Below are 17902 nucleotides of genomic sequence, written 5' to 3'. Positions count from 1 at the left end.
GACCATCGGGTCTGCCTTTTCCTACCCGCGAGCCGCGCGCAGCATCGCCTGCACCAGCACGACCGGACGGCCTTCCAGCGCGGCACGCTCATGCTGGAATAAGGTGATCACGAAGAACGGGTGCGTAACCAGCTCTGCGGCGCGAATTTCCCCCTGTTCGTCCCAGCCCGTAACATGCATATCACCGCTTTCCAGCGCCTGGGAAAACGCCGGCGACACGCCATAGTTACAGTGATAACCCTCTTCTATTTCCGGCTTGCCGTAGGCTTTCGCGATCAGCGTATTTTTGCGCAGCTCAATGGCATCGGTTTTTTCCACCAGCGAGCAGGTCAGCGGCGCAATCACCATGGTGCCTTCGGTATCCGTCTCGGCATGTGCCGCATCGGCCCAGCCCAACACATTGCGGGCATACTCAATCAGCGCGTGCTGGAATCCACCGCAGGTGCCCAGGAACGGTACGCCGTTTTCACGCGCGTAGCGCGCGGCGATAAAGGCGGCCTCGGTGTTTTTATAGGGGCTGGCAGGCACCAGCCAGATGGCATCGTAGCCCACCAGATCTTCAGGGCTTGTCAGCTCCGTGGTGGCAAGCCAGTCGTAATCGGCGGTGAGGTCAAGGACTGCGGCGGCGTCGTCAATCGCCAGCGGGATCGCCTGATGCGCAATAACACTGGGATTGTAATCGCCAACCAGCGCAATGCGCAGCGTCGTTTTAACCGGGAGGTGTTCCATGAAAGGTTCCTTATGCCAGAGTATTATCAGATAACATAAGGAACCTCAGACTACCGATCTTCTGCAATTATCACAATACCTTAAATTGGGAGGGTGGAATTATGATTCAATGCAAACGCGTATACGAGCAGGCTGGTCCGGACGACGGCTATCGGGTGCTGGTAGACAAGCTGTGGCCGCGCGGGGTCAAGAAAACGGACCTCGCGTATGATGAATGGTGTAAAGCGCTCACGCCTTCGAATGAATTACGCAAGGCCTTTCATAGCGAAACCATTGATTTCGCCGCCTTCAGCAAAGCCTATCGGGAAGAGCTGGCGCAGCATGCTGACGAGGGAATGCGTCTGGCGACGCTGGCGAACAGGCAGACCGTCACCCTGCTCTACGCTGCCAAAGACACGAAGCAAAATCACGCCCTGGTATTAGCCGACTGGCTGCGCCATCTCTGATCAGCCGATCGCCAGCTCATCGAGGATTTGCGGCGCTTCATCGGGAGTGAGCGGCATCAGATGTTCGGCGCGGACAAAGGCAAAGCCGTGCTGATTGTCAAAGGCGTAAACATCGCCAGTCACCAGCCAAAGGGCGCGATCGGCGGTAGCGGGTAATTGCGTCATTACGCCGTTGACCGGGTTAACGAAACGCAGGCCAGGCTGACAAAGGCCAAACAGCTCAACAGATTTACCAATATTGCGACGGCCTGACGCCGTGCGGGCACCGATGATCATCGCCATGCTGCCCGGTTTAAGCTGAAACATACTTCTCTCACGGTAACGATAGCCAGGGACTGGCTAAGAATAATCCTAAAGAGAAGTGTATCGCAGGCAATATACGTCTGTCACCTGGTGGGTTGCGGACGATCGCGACGGTAGAGCGTCCATTCATCAATCACTTCGCCCCCCGGTAGTTTGCACTCCGTGCGTACGCCCTGCGGGCTTTGAACCGGGATCTGTTCCCCACCTTTCTCCAGGCAGTACACGGAGGCCGGGTTCGCCATACCGATAGCGTGCGGTGGTTTCGGCGCATCGGGTGGGGTTGTTTTCGCGGTGCAGGCAGCCAGGGGAAGCGCCAGCGCCAGAAGCAGAAATCTCATCTCATTGATCCTTGTGACATCATGACAATCTAAGGTTAACGGGTCATCGCCCCTTTCTCCATGATTTCTCCATTTTAACTGCACTTTTCAACACTATAGTGTGGCATGTTCTCGATATGACCAGAGAACATCATTCCGTAATCAAGATGTCTTTGCCCCGGTCTCAACAACGGGGCCTTTTTTTCTCTGCTGCTGCCCTCTCCCTGCATATATTAAATTTTTTATATTCATGTTTTACTATGCCTGAAGTCTAAAAATTCAGCATAACATGCAGATGCAGACGTCTTCTGCCTGGGAGTCATTCTACGTCATGTCGGATATTATCCTTGCCCGTGTTTCAGAAACCCTCGCCACTGAACAATCCCTTGAAGGTCTCGTTCGCCAGCTGCTGGAGATGCTGGAGATTGTGACTGACATGGAGTCGACTTACCTCACCAAGGTAGATATCGAAGCCCGACTGCAGCATATCCTCTACGCCCGCAACAGCAAGCAGATGACAATTCCTGAGGGGCTGAGCGTCCCATGGGATGAAACACTGTGCAAGCGCGCGCTGGATAGCGACACCGTATTCAGCAACGACGTTCCCGAACGCTGGCCGGAATGCGAGGCGGCGAAAGCGCTCGGCATTACGACCTACATGAGTATTCCTGTCCATCTTGCGGATGGTTCACTCTACGGAACGCTTTGTGCCACCAGCACGGCCAGAAAGCCGCTTAGCGAGCGCGGTGAACAGGTCCTGAAGTTATTCGCCGGTCTGATTGCCCAGTCCATTCAGAAAGAGTCGCTGGTAACCCAGCTTCGCGAAGCCAACGCGGCCCTCATCGCGCACTCTTACACAGATGCCCTTACCGGTTTACCCAACCGTCGCGCCATTTTTGAAGATCTGACCACGCTATTTTCGCTGGCGCGGCACCTTAAACGTAACACCGTCATCGCGTTCATCGATCTGGATGATTTCAAGCTGATTAACGATCGCTACGGCCACGAGGCTGGCGACCAGTTCCTGATTGAAGTGGGCAAGCGTCTGACGGAAGAAAAACAGCAGGACGATATCATTGGCAGGCTGGGCGGCGATGAGTTTCTGGTGGCGTCGTTGAGCACATCCCACAGCGAAGGAGATAACGCGCAGGTCACGCTGCTCAAAACGCGCCTCAGCGCCTCTATTGCCGGTGAATACTGGCTGGGTAGCGTCAACCTCATTTACCCCGGAGCCAGCGTCGGCGTTATCGAAGTGGACCCTCGGGTAACCGATCCGGACAGCGCATTACGCGACGCGGATGTCGCGATGTATCAGGATAAGAAAGGAAAAAGCAAAACACGCTTTCTCACTATCGATTAACCCCGTACACTCTACGGCGTTACAAAAACCGAAACAGGTGATGATATGAGAATAGGGATCCTCTTCCCGGTCGTTATTTTTATAACGGCGGTGATTTTTTTAGCATGGTTTTTTGTCGGTGGTTACGCGGCGCCTGGGGCATAAATGAGAAAAACGACCCTCGTTATGCTGATCGTTGCCATCGCGGCATTTGCCGGCACGCAGCTTGGCTGGTGGTAAACGCCACTACGTAAAAAGGCCGCCATCTGGCAGCCTTTTTTAACGCTTGTAAGCCTTAGCTTTTGATTTTTCTGTAGATAAACAGAACAACCAGCGCACCGATGACCGCGACGGCAAAGCTGCCGAAGTTAAAGCCATCGACTTTGCCAAAACCGAACAGCGTACTGATCCAGCCGCCGACTACCGCGCCGATAATACCCAGTATTACGGTGACGATAAACCCACCGCCATCTTTGCCCGGCATGATCCACTTCGCCAGAATACCCGCAATAAGCCCAAAGATAATCCAGGATAAAATTCCCATAACTTTCCTCTCTGTATGGTTTTTGTCATTAAATCAACGACACAAAAAAGAATAGCACAGGATTTCAGAAAGGAAATTTGTGATAGGCATCACAATGAGAGAGTGCGCAATTATTCATCAACAAAAAGAGCCTGCCGCATAAACTGTGGGGTTGCATCTTCTGTTGAGAAAGATTATCTTTCTCAACACTGAATAGTTGAGCGTAACACTCAGGTATTCAGTACGACATTGCTCACATTGCTTCCAGTATTTCTTGCCCACTCCTGTGTGGGCTTTTTTTTCTGTTCATACCCCAACAAACGCGTACCGGTTACGTCCCGCGCGCTTTGCCTGATAGAGCGCCTGGTCAGCGGCAATAATGATATTCTGCTGGCTGCCCGCGATGTCGACCGCACGCGCGGTAGAAATCCCGACGCTTACCGTCACCCGTCCGAAGGGGCTAAAATCATGCGTGATTTGCAGGGAGAACACGTTGCGAATAATCGTCTGCGCCAGTCGAAGCGCCTCCTGAATATCCGTATCAGGCAATATCAGCGCAAACTCCTCTCCGCCGTAGCGCGCCACAATCTGATTATCACGGGTAAGGCTCTCCCTGAGACTGTTTCCCAGCAGCGTCAGACACCGGTCCCCTTCCGGATGGCCGTAGTTATCGTTGTATTTTTTGAAGTAGTCCACGTCCACAATCAGTATCGAAATTGCTGCGTCATGCGCGGCACAAGTCGCGATTTCCGAGAGGATTCTTTCATCAAAAATGCGACGGTTATACAGCCCGGTCAACGCATCCTCGGAAGCGATAATCTTCAGCGCCTTATTATCTCTGGTTTTTCTGGATAAGTCGGAATACAGGAAGTATGACGCGACGATAAGTATCGCAGTGAAAACGAAAATGAGCAGCGCCAGCTGAATGGCCTGCTTGCGCCACGGTGCGAGGGCTTCATCAATGCTGACGGCCACGGTGGTCACCAGCCCGTAGCGTCGGTTTTTCTCATAGGCGTAAATGCGTTCGATTTTATCAAACCGCGAGACGGAACTGGCTATCCCGGTATTTTGTACCTTTAGGTATTTCCTGAAGAGGGGTGAATCAGAAAAAATCGTGCCGACGTAGGTATTTTTAAAGGGGTGACGGACCAGCAGCACGCCGGATTGTGTCGTTAAGCCAATGACGCCCAGGTGACCAATATTAATCTGCCCGTAAAGCGCGAGAAAATTCTCGATACCCAGCGTCACCACCACGACACCGTTAAATGCCCCGGTGTGGGTTTCAAGGCGACGACTAATGGTAATGACCCATTTGCCATTGGTTCTGCTGACCACGGGCTCACCAATAAAAATCTGCTGATTTTTATTTTCCTTGTGATAGATAAAAAATGACCTGTCCGATCCTTTGCGTGGGCCTGTAAAAGTTTCGTGCAACGCGGTAAAGATATCGCCCTGAGCGTCGTAAACAACCACATTATTAATCTGGGTAAGAAGATTATCCTGATTATTTATCATCCGCTGAATATTGGTCGCCTGTTGCGGCGTCATGCCATAAATTTCGATTATGTCGGAAACGGTAGTAATTAACATTTCGCTTTGGCGCATGATCCCCTCGGTGTAGACATCAAGGGTATGGCTCAGGTTAGCAACGCTGGTATTAATTTGCTGAATTGACTGCTGTCTGGACGTGGCAATTTGGACGGCAAGCGACAGCGAGATGATCAATGAGACAATGATGACGGTAATGGTTGTTGTGTAAAAAGTATTTTTCACATGCACGAGCTTTTCCACCTTATCACGCCTGACATCCCTGGCTGACAACTCTTGTCACTGTAACAAAGCTCGGGATAAGAGGAAAATGAATTGCACTTAAGCATACAACAGAAGCTCGTCTTTATTTCGTTTTACAAACTAACAGTCTCCCTGGGTTTAGATAAAATGACTTTAATAAAATCGATATAGGAGACGGGCTTACCAAAATAATATCCCTGTAACAGGGTTATCTCATTACGGTTGAGATACTCCAGTTGCTCTTTTGTTTCTACGCCTTCAGCGACAATGCGCAAAGAGAGTTTTTTCGCCAGGTCAATGACGCAGTCCAGCAGGATCGTTGAGTCTTTTTCCTCTGAAACCCGGTTCACAAAGCTTTTATCAATTTTAATATAATCAATGGCCAGCGCATTAAGGCATGACAGCCCGGAATAACCCGTACCAAAATCATCCAGGGCAATAACAAAGCCGGCGTTATGCAGCATGTTAAGGTTCTCCACGAGGTGAGGATTATCGACCAGCGGTTCACGCTCGGTCACCTCGAGAACCAGTTCGACCTCTTTACCCTGAAACCCCTTCCCGAAAACGCGACAGTCACCGATAAATGAAGGCGCATTAATATGCCTGGCGCTGATGTTCACCCCGATATGAAACCCGTCCGGTAGCTTAGGCAAAAGCGGCTTAAGCTGGGTCACCACTTTCGCCATCAATCCTTTGGTCAGCGGAATAATCAACCCGCTACGTTCAGCAATAGGAATAAAGACATCCGGCGGGATAAAGCCTGACTTTGGATGCTTCCATCTTGCCAGGACCTCAACGCCGTACAGCCCGCCGGTATCGCCGTTCACGATCGGCTGGTAATAAGGCTCGATCTCCCCCTGCAAAATCGCTTTACGCAAATCGTCTTCAAATGAGGTACTTTTCCCCTTGTATCGGCGGATCAAAATACCTACCGCCACCGATAGCGCGAGAATAAGCAGTATCAGGCTCCATCCCTGTTGCAAAAGCCGCGTCAGGCTGAAAAAGGCAGGAGGTTGCCAGGCCAGGCTAAAGGGAAATTGCGTTGATGCCGTAAGCGACCCCGTCCAGGAGGCCGCTTTCCAGCCCCTCACATCGCCGTTGCGAACAAGCATGCTTTCGCCGACAACCAGCCCCAGATCCACGCTGTTCGATGCACTTGCAATGACGTCCTGCAAATGCGCGTCACTGATGCTGACAATGACGCGCCCTCCCGCGATGGGCATCTGGAAGATAAGCACCGGAATGCCGTTCACCAGTCGATTGCCGGGTAACAGCATCAATTTTTCGGCAGGTAACGTCTCAGGATGAATAATCAACACGCCATTCCCGGGAAGGGAAGTACAGATGATTTTCCCCTGCAGCTCGATCATGATGGCGCGCAGATGCGGTTTTAGCGCTGCCTCTGTTCCCAGCACCAGCTGTCCGCTACTGGTACACCCTTGAGCCGCAACGCGCTTTGCCGTGCTGGCCGCACTGACTGCTTCAGCCAGAATGTTTTCTATTTTTTGGGTGCTGGCCGTGGCGGTATGACTATTACTCAGCTTCGCCATCTGCCATAGCTGCCAGTTAATAATCAAAATGCCGCTCAGAAAAAGAAACAGAGCGCTAAGAATAGGGATCATCACGTTGCGCACGATGTTTTCCTTAATAGAAAAAACAAGCATGGATGTTCTGGTAGAAGAGCCTGTGCTATCCCGGTATTGCATATAACAATGAAAATAGCTTAGCTGAGAATTGTCTTAAAAAACTGATACTTTCGTATGAGTTCACCTGCCGGCATTTACTCACATGACGTGACTATCAGGCTTGTTCCTTGCCCTGGCTGTGTTAAGATTTGTGAAATCAGGGAGCGGACTGGATATCTGGAAAATGAAAAAGCTCATTGCCATTGCTATCGTTTCGACGCTTCTGGTCTTCCTGTCTCTTTATGCGGTCAATGCTGTAATCATCGGTCAGCAGAAGAGTAAACAGCGTGAAATATCCCGTACCCTTTTACATTATTCAGAAGACGTGTCCCAAAGCGTGGCGCTGGGTCTCAAAAGCATCACGACGCAGGGATGTGATAAAACCAGCCTCGATCGCTACAGACAAATTAAGCTTAATAATCTTTATTTTGCCGATATCGGCTTTATTGAGAAGGGAAAAATAGTCTGTACCGCTTTTTGGGGGAAACTCGCGACGCCCGTTGCACTTCCTGCAGAACTGCATAAAACGCCGAGGGGCTTTCTCCTGGCCCAGTTTTCGAGAAAAGACTTTTTCACGGGCAATGCGGCAATTTATAATAATATTATTATCTTCACCTCCCGCTATGCTTACGATAAATTCACCCCGGTCACCGCAAGCTATTCGCTCAGTGCTACCACCAAAGACTTCGGCAGAGTCTTTTTTTCGGCCGCCACGGAGCTAAATCAGCAGAGCTGGCTGCATTCGACATTGTTTACCCTGACCCTGACACAGTGCAGCGCCTTCTGGGACCTGTGCGTCATCGTGCAGCATCACGACGCCGGGCTCGCCTCGTTACCTCCGTTTATCTTTGCGCTTCTCGCGGTCATTCTCTGTTTTATCTGGATTGCGATAACGTTATTTATCTTCCGTATCTATGAAGACCGTTTTTCTCTGGAACGTACGCTGATAAAAGCCGTCCTCACGAATACCATAAGCGTTAACTATCAGCCCATTATTCGTATTCACGATCAAAAAATCGTGGGTGTAGAAGTTCTGTCGAGATGGCGTGACCAAAAGCACGGGGACGTCTCTCCGGAGCTGTTTATCCCATTAATTAAGAAGATCGGTTTGTATAAAAAATATTACAGTAATATTATCGAAAAATCCCTTTCCGAAATTGCCCCTCTGGCGATAAAACACCAGCTGATAGTCTCAATAAACGTTGGGCACAAGGAAATTGAAGATGGACAGTTCATTACCATTTTGCGTCGTGCGTGTTTTGCCAATCACCTTCCCCTTTCCCTGATGAAGGTCGAACTTTCTGAGAAAGCCGTTTCCACGGCAGATATCCTCGAGGGATTCTGTCAGGAGCTGAAATCGCTCGGCGTTAAAATATCAATAGATGATTTTGGCGTGCAAAACTCCAATCTCGCCCGCCTGTCGCTGCTTGAATATGATGAAATCAAAATTGATAAGTCGCTGGTGGACGGCATCAGCGAGCATTATAAGCAAAACATCTTTGCAATCTTCTGCGATGCCCTTGCAAGATTGAATAAAACGCTTGTTTTCGAGGGCGTGGAAAATGAAATTCAATATCGCTTTATTGCAAGCAGATATCCCGATGCGCTGATTCAGGGATGGTATTTTTCAAAAGCACTCACCCGGAGCGAGCTGGCGAAGCGACTCACCGGGGTCGCACCGTAACCCGAAGCCTTGCGCGTCCGTTTTTTTCCAGTCGGGCATTTCTATTTTTTACGCAAAAACATATAGTCGTCACATTCAGACGGTAGATTACCCTGAAGCACACTCATATTTTGGTTAAAAACGTGAAATTATCCTTACTATTCCCAGTGGTACTCTTTTGTCTGACCGTTATTTTCGCGCTGTTTATCGAAGCCCCCGCTTCGCATATTCTGCGGAAAAAATGCATGTGGTCCGATAGCGTGATGCTGAGCTGTATCGCAAAGCATCAGCATAACGGTTTTTGAAGCAGACTATTCATTTCCCCACTGATTGAGGAAGTTCGCAATATCATCAACGCGACCCGCACGGATCCCGGCCTCAGTGGCCATCTCCTGCTGGGCTTCCTCGCTAATCTCCTCATTATTCGATAAACGGGTGAGCAGCAGCTGGAAATAATGTGCCAGCGCGTCGCGCTCTGACTCAGCGACCTGTTCAGCGGCTTCCGTCGCGTACTCATCGGCAATGTCATAATATTTCAGTGGGATATCGTTGTTCATAACTGTCTCGTCGCTAATTTTTACGGGTAAAGCCATCAGTATATCGGACGCCTAATCTCAACCAAAGCATTGCTTCAGATGAGTAACGCAAGCAGCGCTGCGAGAGCAGGCGCGGCCTGTACATACAAAATTTTTCGGCTGGCGGTGGCTGCGCCAAAGAGTCCGGCGATCAGCACGCAGGTAAGGAAGAAGATGGCCACCTGAATCCCCTTTTCCCCGAGCCAGAGGCTCCAGAGCAGACCGGCCGCCAGAAAACCGTTATACAGCCCCTGATTCGCGGCCAGCACGCGGGTCTCGCGCGCAAAATCAGGACGCAGATTAAAGGCCTTATGCCCTGTTTTGGTATTCCACAGGAACATTTCCAGCACAAGAATATAAAGATGGATGAATGCAACGACAGCGATAAGGACGGTGGCTAACATCGTGTTGTTTCCCGCAGGCAGAGGCAAAAAAAACGGGAACCCTCAGGCCCCCGCTCTTGTTTAACCCAGAATCCTGGATTACATGTTCGCGATAATCGCGTCGCCAAACTCTGAGCATTTCAGCAGCTTAGCGCCTTCCATCAGACGTTCGAAGTCATAGGTTACGGTTTTCGCGTTGATCGCGCCTTCCATACCTTTAACGATCAGGTCTGCGGCTTCGAACCATTCCATATGACGCAGCATCATCTCTGCGGACAGGATGATAGAGCCTGGGTTCACTTTGTCCTGGCCCGCGTATTTAGGTGCAGTACCGTGGGTCGCTTCGAACAGGGCGCACTCGTCACCGATGTTCGCGCCAGGGGCGATACCGATACCACCAACCTGAGCAGCCAGGGCGTCAGAGATGTAGTCACCGTTCAGGTTCATACAGGCAATTACGTCGTATTCTGCAGGACGCAGCAGGATCTGCTGCAGGAACGCATCGGCGATCACATCTTTAATGATGATCTCTTTGCCGGTGTTCGGGTTCTTAATCTTCTGCCACGGGCCGCCGTCGATCAGCTCACCGCCGAACTCTTCTTTCGCCAACTGGTAGCCCCAGTCTTTGAACGCGCCTTCGGTGAACTTCATGATGTTGCCTTTGTGAACCAGAGTCACAGAGTCACGGTCGTTGGTGATCGCGTATTCGATGGCCGCACGCACGAGACGTTTAGTACCGTCTTCAGAGCATGGCTTGATGCCGATACCGCAATGCTCAGGGAAGCGAATCTTCTTCACGCCCATCTCTTCGCGCAGGAATTTAATCACTTTTTCTGCGTCAGCAGAGTCCGCTTTCCATTCGATACCCGCGTAGATGTCTTCTGAGTTTTCGCGGAAGATAACCATATCGGTCAGTTCAGGGTGCTTAACCGGGCTTGGGGTGCCCTGATAGTAACGAACCGGACGCAGACACACGTACAGGTCCAGCTCCTGACGCAGTGCCACGTTCAGGGAACGGATACCGCCGCCAACTGGCGTCGTCAGTGGGCCTTTAATAGCAACGCGGTAGTCGCGGATCAGGTCCAGCGTTTCTGCTGGCAGCCAGACGTCCTGGCCATAAACTTGAGTAGATTTCTCACCGGTGTAAATTTCCATCCAGGAAATTTTACGCTCGCCTTTGTAGGCTTTCTCAACAGCGGCATCAACCACTTTCAGCATCGCCGGGGTAACGTCTACACCGATACCGTCACCTTCGATGAACGGGATAATCGGATTGTGAGGAACGTTAATCTTGCCGTTTTGCAGGGTGATCTTTTTACCTTCCGCCGGAACAACTACTTTGCTTTCCATTAACCTCTCCTTCGAGCGCTTCTGGTTGTTACTGATCTTATGTTAATAAATTGTAATGAGCCCTTCGATAGTACCTGATTGTCCTGCGCCATGAAAGGTCTTCGTTATTAGGCTATAATGCGGCAATTGATAACGCCTGAAAATACCATGAAGAAAACTTCTTTTACAAAACACCGGGTTGAGCGATTCAGCTCGCGACAAGCCGCCAGAAGACCGCAGGAAACCCAGCCGAAGCGGGTTATTTTGTTCAATAAACCCTACGATGTTTTGCCGCAGTTTACCGATGAAGCCGGGCGCAGCACGCTGAAGGACTACATTCCCGTTCAGGGCGTCTACGCGGCCGGGCGCCTGGACCGCGACAGCGAAGGCCTTCTGGTCTTAACCAACGACGGCGCGTTGCAGGCGAAGCTCACGCAGCCGGGCAAACGCACCGGTAAAATTTACTTCGTCCAGGTGGAAGGCGAGCCGGATGACGCGACGCTGGCAGCGCTACGCAGCGGCGTGACGTTGAACGACGGCCCAACCCTGCCCGCGGGTATTGAACGCGTGAATGAGCCGGAGTGGCTGTGGCCGCGCAACCCGCCGATTCGTGAACGTAAATCCATCCCGACAAGCTGGCTCAAAATCACCCTTTATGAAGGCCGCAACCGCCAGGTTCGCCGCATGACCGCACACGTCGGCTTCCCTACCCTGCGTCTCATTCGCTACGCCATGGGCAGCTACACCCTGGAAACGCTGGCAAACGGCGAATGGCGCGACGTCGCCCCTTAAGGAGTCACTATGTTTAAACCTCATGTCACGGTTGCCTGCGTGGTCCACGCCAGGGGTAAATTCCTTGTTGTTGAAGAGAGCATTAACGGCAAAGCGCTGTGGAACCAGCCTGCCGGACACCTTGAAGCCAATGAAACCCTGCTGCAGGCAGCAAAACGCGAGCTGTGGGAAGAGACCGGTATTCACGCTGAGCCCCAGCACTTCATCCGTATGCACCAGTGGATCGCGCCGGATCACACCCCGTTTCTGCGCTTTTTATTCGCCGTTGAGCTTAGCGAAACGTGCGCCACAGAGCCGCAGGATGACGATATCGATCGCTGTCTCTGGGTCACCGCCGACGAGATCCTGAACGCGCCAAACCTGCGCTCGCCGCTGGTTGCGGAAAGCATTCGCTGCTGGCAGTCTGCTGGCCGCTTACCGCTGGACGTCATCGGCGCATTTAACTGGCCGTTTACAGAGGGTGTCAATGGTGGGGGGGCGTGATAGAATACGCCGCCTTGAAGTTCAATGTCGTGAGTATTCCATGTCAGATAACAGCCAGAAAAAAGTGATCGTCGGCATGTCCGGCGGTGTCGATTCCTCCGTTTCCGCCTACCTGTTACAGCAACAGGGCTATAAGGTGGAGGGCCTGTTCATGAAGAACTGGGAGGAAGATGATGGCGAGGAATACTGCACCGCCGCTGCGGATCTCGCCGACGCGCAGGCCGTATGCGATAAGCTCGGCATTGAACTGCACACCGTTAACTTTGCCGCAGAATACTGGGACAACGTTTTTGAACTGTTCCTGGAAGAGTACAAAGCGGGCCGCACGCCGAACCCGGATATTCTGTGCAACAAAGAGATCAAATTTAAGGCCTTCCTGGAATTCGCCGCGGAAGATCTGGGCGCTGACTACATCGCGACCGGTCACTACGTGCGTCGCGCAGACGTCAATGGCAAAAGCCAGCTGCTGCGCGGTCTGGACGGCAACAAAGATCAAAGCTACTTCCTCTATACGCTGAGCCACGAGCAAATCGCCCAGAGCCTGTTCCCGGTCGGCGAGCTGGAAAAGCCGCAGGTGCGTAAAATCGCCGAAGAGCTGGACCTGATCACCGCGAAGAAAAAAGACTCTACCGGCATTTGCTTCATCGGCGAGCGCAAATTCCGCGATTTCCTGGGACGTTATCTGCCTGCTCAGCCGGGTAAAATTGTCACCGTCGACGGGGAAGAGATTGGCCAGCATCAGGGGCTGATGTACCACACGCTCGGCCAGCGTAAAGGCCTCGGTATTGGCGGGACCAAAGAAGGTAGCGAAGATCCATGGTATGTTGTCGACAAAGACGTCGAAAACAATATTCTGGTTGTTGCCCAGGGCCACGATCATCCGCGTCTGATGTCCGTTGGCCTTATTGCACAGCAGCTGCACTGGGTCGATCGTGAGCCGCTGAAAGGCACCCTGCGCTGCACGGTGAAAACACGCTACCGCCAGACCGATATTCCTTGCACCATTACCGCGCTTGATGACGATCGCATTGACGTGCGTTTCGACGAGCCGGTCGCGGCCGTCACCCCGGGTCAGTCTGCTGTCTTCTACAGCGGCGAAATCTGTCTGGGCGGCGGGATCATTGAACAGCGCCTGCCGCTGCCTGCTGTTTAATACGATTCACACATAAAGGAGAGCGTGTGGCGAAGAACTACTATGACATCACCCTGGCGCTGGCGGGAATTTGCCAGTCAGCCCGTCTGGTGCAACAGCTGGCGCATCAGGGTCATTGCGACGCAGATGCCCTGCACGTTTCACTGAACAGCGTTATCGATCTCAACCCCGGCTCGACCCTGGGCGTGTTCGGCGGCAGTGAAACTAATCTTCGTCTCGGTCTTGAAACCCTGCTCGGCGTGCTTAACGCCAGCAGCCGTCAGGGATTAAACGCGGAGCTGACCCGCTACACGCTGAGCCTGATGGTGCTGGAGCGTAAGTTGAGCGCTGCAAAAGGCGCAATGAATACCCTGGGCGATCGTATTGCCGGGCTGCAGCGCCAGCTCGATCATTTTGACCTGCAGTCCGACACGCTGCTGAGCGCTATGGCCGGCATTTATGTTGACGTCATCAGCCCGCTGGGCCCGCGTATTCAGGTCACCGGATCCCCTGCCGTGCTGCAAAGTCCGCAGGTACAGGCAAAAGTGCGCGCGTCCCTGCTGGCAGGTATCCGCGCCGCCGTGCTGTGGCACCAGGTGGGCGGTGGCCGCCTGCAGTTAATGTTTTCTCGTAATCGCCTGACCACTCAGGCAAAACAAATTCTTGCTCATTGTTAACCTCCCGGAGTTGCGAATTATGGAATTATCCTCACTGACCGCCGTATCCCCTGTCGATGGACGCTACGGCGATAAAGTCAGCGCGCTGCGCGGGATCTTCAGCGAATATGGTTTGCTGAAGTTCCGTGTTCAGGTTGAAGTACGCTGGCTGCAAAAGCTGGCCGCCCAGGCAGCAATCAAGGAAGTTCCTGCTTTTGACGAAAAGGCAAACGATTACCTTGATAAAATCGTTGCCGAGTTTAGCGAACAAGACGCCGCGCGCATTAAAACCATCGAACGCACCACCAACCACGACGTGAAAGCGGTTGAGTACTTCCTGAAAGAGAAAGTGGAAAGCGTCCCTGCGCTGCATGCCGTGTCTGAGTTCATTCACTTCGCCTGTACCTCTGAAGACATCAACAACCTCTCTCACGCGCTGATGCTCTCCACCGCGCGTAAAGAGGTGGTGCTGCCTTACTGGCGTAAAATCATCGACGCGGTAAAAGCGCTGTCCGTGGAATACCGCGACATTCCGCTGCTCTCCCGTACCCACGGCCAGCCGGCCACCCCATCCACGATGGGTAAAGAGATGGCTAACGTCGCGTACCGTATGGAGCGCCAGTACCGTCAGCTGGAGCAGGTTGAGATCCTCGGCAAAATCAACGGCGCGGTCGGTAACTATAACGCCCACATCGCCGCTTACCCGGAAGTGGACTGGCACCAGTTCAGCGAAGAGTTCGTGACCTCTCTGGGCATTCAGTGGAACCCGTACACCACGCAGATTGAGCCGCACGACTATATCGCCGAACTGTTTGACTGCATCGCGCGCTTCAACACCATCCTGATCGACTTCGATCGTGACGTGTGGGGCTACATCGCCCTGAACCACTTCAAGCAGAAAACCATCGCCGGTGAAATCGGCTCTTCCACCATGCCGCACAAAGTGAACCCAATCGACTTCGAAAACTCCGAAGGCAACCTGGGCCTGGCGAACGCCGTGCTGCAGCATATGGCGAGCAAACTGCCGGTATCCCGCTGGCAGCGCGACCTGACCGACTCCACCGTACTGCGTAACCTGGGCGTGGGCATTGGCTACGCGCTGATCGCGTACCAGTCCACCCTGAAAGGCGTGAGCAAACTGGAAGTGAACCGTGACCGTCTGCTGGACGAGCTGGATCACAACTGGGAAGTGCTGGCGGAGCCAATCCAGACCGTGATGCGCCGTTACGGTATCGAAAAACCGTACGAGAAGCTGAAAGAGCTGACCCGCGGCAAACGCGTTGACGCCGAAGGCATGAAGCAGTTTATCGACGGTCTGGCGCTGCCGGAAGAAGAGAAAACGCGCCTGAAGGCGATGACCCCGGCGAACTACATTGGTCGCGCTATCACCATGGTCGACGAGCTGAAGTAACGCCCTTCTCCCCCTTTTCGCCCGAAAAGGGGGATGCTTTTCCCCGGTTTACTCAATGTTTATCCCCACAACAACATAATCAGCGTTAAACTATTCATACCAATTATTTAGGGAGAAGAGATGATGCGCGTACTGGTTGTTGAGGATAACGCATTGCTACGCCATCACCTGAAGGTTCAGCTTCAGGAGATGGGACATCAGGTGGACGATGCTGAAGATGCAAAAGAAGCCGATTATTATCTCAATGAACACCTGCCGGATATCGCCATTGTCGATTTAGGGTTGCCTGACGAAGACGGTCTGTCGTTAATTCGCCGCTGGCGCAGCCACGATGTCTCCCTGCCGGTTCTGGTTCTGACCGCCCGTGAAGGCTGGCAGGATAAGGTCGAAGTGCTCAGCGCGGGTGCAGACGATTACGTCACCAAGCCGTTTCATATTGAAGAGGTGGCGGCGCGCATGCAGGCGCTGTTACGCCGCAACAGCGGGCTGGCTTCACAGGTTATTTCCATCCCACCATTCCAGGTCGATCTCTCCCGGCGGGAATTAGCAATCAATGATGAAGTGATTAAGCTCACCGCCTTCGAATACACCATTATGGAAACGCTGATCCGTAACAATGGCAAAGTGGTGAGCAAAGATTCCTTAATGCTCCAGCTTTATCCTGATGCTGAACTGCGCGAGAGCCATACCATTGACGTGCTGATGGGACGTTTGCGTAAAAAAATTCAGGCGCAGTATCCGCAGGATGTGATTACCACCGTCCGTGGCCAGGGCTACCTGTTCGAATTACGCTAAATGAGAGGGATTTTACGCCACATTCTGCCCCTCTCGCTGCGGGTTCGTTTCTTACTGGCAACAGCCGCCGTCGTGCTGGTGCTGTCGCTCTCCTACGGCATGGTCGCCCTGGTGGGCTACAGCGTCAGCTTTGATAAAACCACCTTTCGACTGTTACGCGGCGAAAGCAATCTGTTTTATACCCTGGCGAAGTGGGAAAACAACCGAATCACCGTCGAAATGCCGGAAAACCTCAACCAGCAGAGTCCAACGCTGGCCCTGATTTATAACGAAAAAGGGAAATTACTGTGGGCGCAGCGTGATATCCCCTGGCTGGTTAAAAGCATTCGTCCGGACTGGCTCAAAACCAACGGGTTTCATGAAATTGAAGCCGATCTCAACACCACCAGCTCGCTGATCCGTGAAGATCGCTCCCTGCAGCAAAAGCTGAACGAGATCCGCGCCGACAACGCCGAAACGGAGATGACGCACTCCGTCGCGATTAACCTCTATCCGGCGACGCTGAACATGCCGCAGCTGACCATTGTGGTGATCGACACCATTCCGGTCGAGCTGAAGCGTTCTTATATGGTCTGGAGCTGGTTCATCTACGTTCTGGCTGCGAATCTCCTGCTGGTGATCCCGCTGCTGTGGGTGGCAGCGTGGTGGAGCTTGCGCCCCATTGAGTCACTGGCGAAAGAGGTTCGTGAGCTGGAAGAACATCATCGCGAGAAGCTGAACCCGGAAACCACCCGTGAGCTCACCAGCCTGGTGCGTAACCTCAACCGCCTGCTGAAAAGTGAACGCGAACGCTACGATAAATACCGTACCACCCTTACCGACCTGACCCACAGCCTGAAAACTCCGCTGGCCGTCATGCAAAGTACCCTGCGTTCAATGCGCAGTTCGAAGCTGAGCGTCGATGATGCCGAGCCGGTGATGCTGGAGCAGATCAGCCGTATTTCACAGCAAATTGGCTATTACCTGCACCGCGCCAGCATGCGTTCCGGCAGCGCGCTTCTGAGCCGCGAGCTGCACCCGGTAGCCCCGCTTCTGGATAACCTCACGTCCGCCCTCAACAAGGTGTATCAGCGTAAAGGGGTGAACATCAGCCTCGATATCTCGCCAGAGATAAGCTTTGTGGGTGAAAAAAATGACTTCATGGAAGTGATGGGTAACCTGCTGGATAACGCCTGCAAATACTGCCTGGAGTTCGTGGAAGTGTCAGCGCGTCAGACGGAAACCGAACTGCATATTATCGTTGAGGATGATGGCCCGGGGATCCCGCGAAATAAACGCGATGTGGTGTTCGATCGCGGTCAGCGCGCCGATACGCTACGTCCTGGCCAGGGCGTAGGATTAGCCGTCGCCCGTGAGATTGTCGACCAGTACGACGGGAAAATCGAAACCGGCGAAAGTCTGCTGGGCGGCGCCAGAATGGAGGTTATTTTTGGCCGCCAGCAGCCCACATTGAACGATAGTTAACCCGTTATGTGAAAAATGCGAGGATCTCGCAGCCGGGGGGCTGAGCTTCCGTTATAATCCGAGTCAGTAAGAGCCTGCGGAATAAA

At 52.7% G+C, this 17902-nt stretch carries 20 protein-coding genes; 11 read left to right on the top strand and 9 right to left on the bottom strand.

Features of this window, described 5'->3' with window-relative positions:
• Positions 1-21: 21 nt before the first annotated feature.
• Positions 22-729, bottom strand: a complete 708-nt coding sequence (locus USF70_RS04315; protein ID WP_048975694.1) for a CTP synthase — start codon at positions 727-729, stop codon at positions 22-24.
• Between the two features lie 101 nt (positions 730-830).
• Between USF70_RS04315 and USF70_RS04310 the strand changes: the two genes are divergently transcribed.
• Entirely contained in the window at positions 831-1175 is a 345-nt protein-coding gene (locus USF70_RS04310; protein WP_023311248.1) for a DUF488 domain-containing protein, read from the top strand.
• Here USF70_RS04310 and USF70_RS04305 read toward each other — a convergent pair whose 3' ends face one another.
• Both USF70_RS04305 and USF70_RS04300 read right to left on the bottom strand, forming a co-directional pair.
• Positions 1176-1481, bottom strand: coding sequence for a periplasmic protein (locus tag USF70_RS04305; protein ID WP_039262013.1), 306 nt, complete (start codon positions 1479-1481; stop codon positions 1176-1178). It lies immediately after the preceding gene.
• 80 nt (positions 1482-1561) lie between these two features.
• A complete protein-coding gene (locus tag USF70_RS04300) occupies positions 1562-1816 on the bottom strand; it encodes a DUF333 domain-containing protein (protein WP_023311246.1) in 255 nt (84 codons plus the stop codon).
• 310 nt (positions 1817-2126) lie between these two features.
• On the opposite strand from USF70_RS04300, the gene USF70_RS04295 reads away from it, so the two are divergent.
• Both USF70_RS04295 and USF70_RS04290 read left to right on the top strand, forming a co-directional pair.
• Positions 2127-3155, top strand: a complete 1029-nt coding sequence (locus USF70_RS04295; protein WP_232938344.1) for a sensor domain-containing diguanylate cyclase — start codon at positions 2127-2129, stop codon at positions 3153-3155.
• 45 nt (positions 3156-3200) lie between these two features.
• Positions 3201-3299 carry a YoaK family small membrane protein gene (locus tag USF70_RS04290; protein ID WP_029739841.1) on the top strand — a complete coding sequence of 33 codons (99 nt, stop codon included), beginning with the start codon at positions 3201-3203 and terminating at the stop codon, positions 3297-3299.
• Between the two features lie 130 nt (positions 3300-3429).
• Here USF70_RS04290 and USF70_RS04285 read toward each other — a convergent pair whose 3' ends face one another.
• The 3 genes from USF70_RS04285 to USF70_RS04275 form a co-directional block, all read right to left on the bottom strand.
• The gene (locus tag USF70_RS04285) at positions 3430-3678 is read right to left on the bottom strand and encodes a GlsB/YeaQ/YmgE family stress response membrane protein (RefSeq protein ID WP_006174788.1); all 249 of its coding nucleotides are present in this window, start codon (positions 3676-3678) and stop codon (positions 3430-3432) included.
• Between the two features lie 285 nt (positions 3679-3963).
• On the bottom strand, positions 3964-5436 hold the full coding sequence (locus USF70_RS04280) for a sensor domain-containing diguanylate cyclase (protein WP_033146522.1): 1473 nt from the start codon (positions 5434-5436) through the stop codon (positions 3964-3966).
• Between the two features lie 125 nt (positions 5437-5561).
• On the bottom strand, positions 5562-7082 hold the full coding sequence (locus USF70_RS04275; RefSeq protein WP_320735303.1) for an EAL domain-containing protein: 1521 nt from the start codon (positions 7080-7082) through the stop codon (positions 5562-5564).
• 235 nt (positions 7083-7317) lie between these two features.
• Here USF70_RS04275 and USF70_RS04270 point away from each other — a divergent pair, with 235 nt between their 5' ends.
• Complete coding sequence (locus tag USF70_RS04270; RefSeq protein WP_094935563.1) at positions 7318-8817, top strand: cyclic diguanylate phosphodiesterase; 1500 nt, start codon at positions 7318-7320, stop codon at positions 8815-8817.
• Positions 8818-9107: 290 nt separating this feature from the next.
• Here USF70_RS04270 and USF70_RS04265 read toward each other — a convergent pair whose 3' ends face one another.
• From USF70_RS04265 to icd, 3 genes are all read right to left on the bottom strand, one after another.
• Positions 9108-9353, bottom strand: a complete 246-nt coding sequence (locus USF70_RS04265) for a DUF2543 family protein (RefSeq protein WP_033145234.1) — start codon at positions 9351-9353, stop codon at positions 9108-9110.
• A 74-nt stretch (positions 9354-9427) separates the two neighbouring features.
• Complete coding sequence (locus USF70_RS04260; protein ID WP_023311240.1) at positions 9428-9775, bottom strand: DUF1304 domain-containing protein; 348 nt, start codon at positions 9773-9775, stop codon at positions 9428-9430.
• 78 nt (positions 9776-9853) lie between these two features.
• A complete protein-coding gene (gene icd, locus USF70_RS04255; protein ID WP_032657958.1) occupies positions 9854-11104 on the bottom strand; it encodes an NADP-dependent isocitrate dehydrogenase in 1251 nt (416 codons plus the stop codon).
• A gap of 117 nt (positions 11105-11221) precedes the next feature.
• Here icd and rluE point away from each other — a divergent pair, with 117 nt between their 5' ends.
• The 7 genes from rluE to phoQ all read left to right on the top strand — a co-directional run bounded on the left by rluE (position 11222) and on the right by phoQ (position 17816).
• On the top strand, positions 11222-11875 hold the full coding sequence (gene rluE, locus USF70_RS04250; protein WP_069302654.1) for a 23S rRNA pseudouridine(2457) synthase RluE: 654 nt from the start codon (positions 11222-11224) through the stop codon (positions 11873-11875).
• Between the two features lie 9 nt (positions 11876-11884).
• Entirely contained in the window at positions 11885-12358 is a 474-nt protein-coding gene (locus USF70_RS04245) for an NUDIX hydrolase (protein ID WP_033145233.1), read from the top strand.
• Between the two features lie 40 nt (positions 12359-12398).
• Positions 12399-13511 carry a tRNA 2-thiouridine(34) synthase MnmA gene (gene mnmA / locus USF70_RS04240; RefSeq protein ID WP_032657963.1) on the top strand — a complete coding sequence of 371 codons (1113 nt, stop codon included), beginning with the start codon at positions 12399-12401 and terminating at the stop codon, positions 13509-13511.
• A gap of 26 nt (positions 13512-13537) precedes the next feature.
• Positions 13538-14167 (top strand): high frequency lysogenization protein HflD, encoded by a 630-nt coding sequence (gene hflD / locus USF70_RS04235; RefSeq protein ID WP_047061594.1) that lies wholly within the window; start codon positions 13538-13540, stop codon positions 14165-14167.
• Between the two features lie 19 nt (positions 14168-14186).
• A complete protein-coding gene (gene purB / locus USF70_RS04230; protein WP_008500757.1) occupies positions 14187-15557 on the top strand; it encodes an adenylosuccinate lyase in 1371 nt (456 codons plus the stop codon).
• Between the two features lie 123 nt (positions 15558-15680).
• On the top strand, positions 15681-16352 hold the full coding sequence (gene phoP, locus USF70_RS04225) for a two-component system response regulator PhoP (RefSeq protein ID WP_028019015.1): 672 nt from the start codon (positions 15681-15683) through the stop codon (positions 16350-16352).
• Positions 16353-17816, top strand: coding sequence for a two-component system sensor histidine kinase PhoQ (gene phoQ, locus USF70_RS04220; protein ID WP_064672296.1), 1464 nt, complete (start codon positions 16353-16355; stop codon positions 17814-17816).
• Positions 17817-17902: the final 86 nt, after the last annotated feature.

This window comes from Enterobacter sp. 237C8 (assembly GCF_034106865.1).
GTDB lineage: Bacteria > Pseudomonadota > Gammaproteobacteria > Enterobacterales > Enterobacteriaceae > Enterobacter > Enterobacter asburiae_B.
This window is presented reverse-complemented; position numbering and strand designations above follow the sequence as displayed.

Coding starts and splice junctions, on each gene's coding strand:
- USF70_RS04265 (WP_033145234.1), bottom strand. CDS start 9,353: ATGAACAACGATATCCCACTGAAATATTATGACATTGCCGATGAGTAC.
- USF70_RS04310 (WP_023311248.1), top strand. CDS start 831: ATGATTCAATGCAAACGCGTATACGAGCAGGCTGGTCCGGACGACGGC.
- USF70_RS04270 (WP_094935563.1), top strand. CDS start 7,318: ATGAAAAAGCTCATTGCCATTGCTATCGTTTCGACGCTTCTGGTCTTC.
- phoQ (WP_064672296.1), top strand. CDS start 16,353: ATGAGAGGGATTTTACGCCACATTCTGCCCCTCTCGCTGCGGGTTCGT.
- USF70_RS04300 (WP_023311246.1), bottom strand. CDS start 1,816: ATGAGATTTCTGCTTCTGGCGCTGGCGCTTCCCCTGGCTGCCTGCACC.
- phoP (WP_028019015.1), top strand. CDS start 15,681: ATGCGCGTACTGGTTGTTGAGGATAACGCATTGCTACGCCATCACCTG.
- USF70_RS04285 (WP_006174788.1), bottom strand. CDS start 3,678: ATGGGAATTTTATCCTGGATTATCTTTGGGCTTATTGCGGGTATTCTG.
- USF70_RS04305 (WP_039262013.1), bottom strand. CDS start 1,481: ATGTTTCAGCTTAAACCGGGCAGCATGGCGATGATCATCGGTGCCCGC.
- mnmA (WP_032657963.1), top strand. CDS start 12,399: ATGTCAGATAACAGCCAGAAAAAAGTGATCGTCGGCATGTCCGGCGGT.
- USF70_RS04290 (WP_029739841.1), top strand. CDS start 3,201: ATGAGAATAGGGATCCTCTTCCCGGTCGTTATTTTTATAACGGCGGTG.
- USF70_RS04295 (WP_232938344.1), top strand. CDS start 2,127: ATGTCGGATATTATCCTTGCCCGTGTTTCAGAAACCCTCGCCACTGAA.
- USF70_RS04315 (WP_048975694.1), bottom strand. CDS start 729: ATGGAACACCTCCCGGTTAAAACGACGCTGCGCATTGCGCTGGTTGGC.
- icd (WP_032657958.1), bottom strand. CDS start 11,104: ATGGAAAGCAAAGTAGTTGTTCCGGCGGAAGGTAAAAAGATCACCCTG.
- USF70_RS04245 (WP_033145233.1), top strand. CDS start 11,885: ATGTTTAAACCTCATGTCACGGTTGCCTGCGTGGTCCACGCCAGGGGT.
- USF70_RS04260 (WP_023311240.1), bottom strand. CDS start 9,775: ATGTTAGCCACCGTCCTTATCGCTGTCGTTGCATTCATCCATCTTTAT.
- purB (WP_008500757.1), top strand. CDS start 14,187: ATGGAATTATCCTCACTGACCGCCGTATCCCCTGTCGATGGACGCTAC.
- rluE (WP_069302654.1), top strand. CDS start 11,222: ATGCGGCAATTGATAACGCCTGAAAATACCATGAAGAAAACTTCTTTT.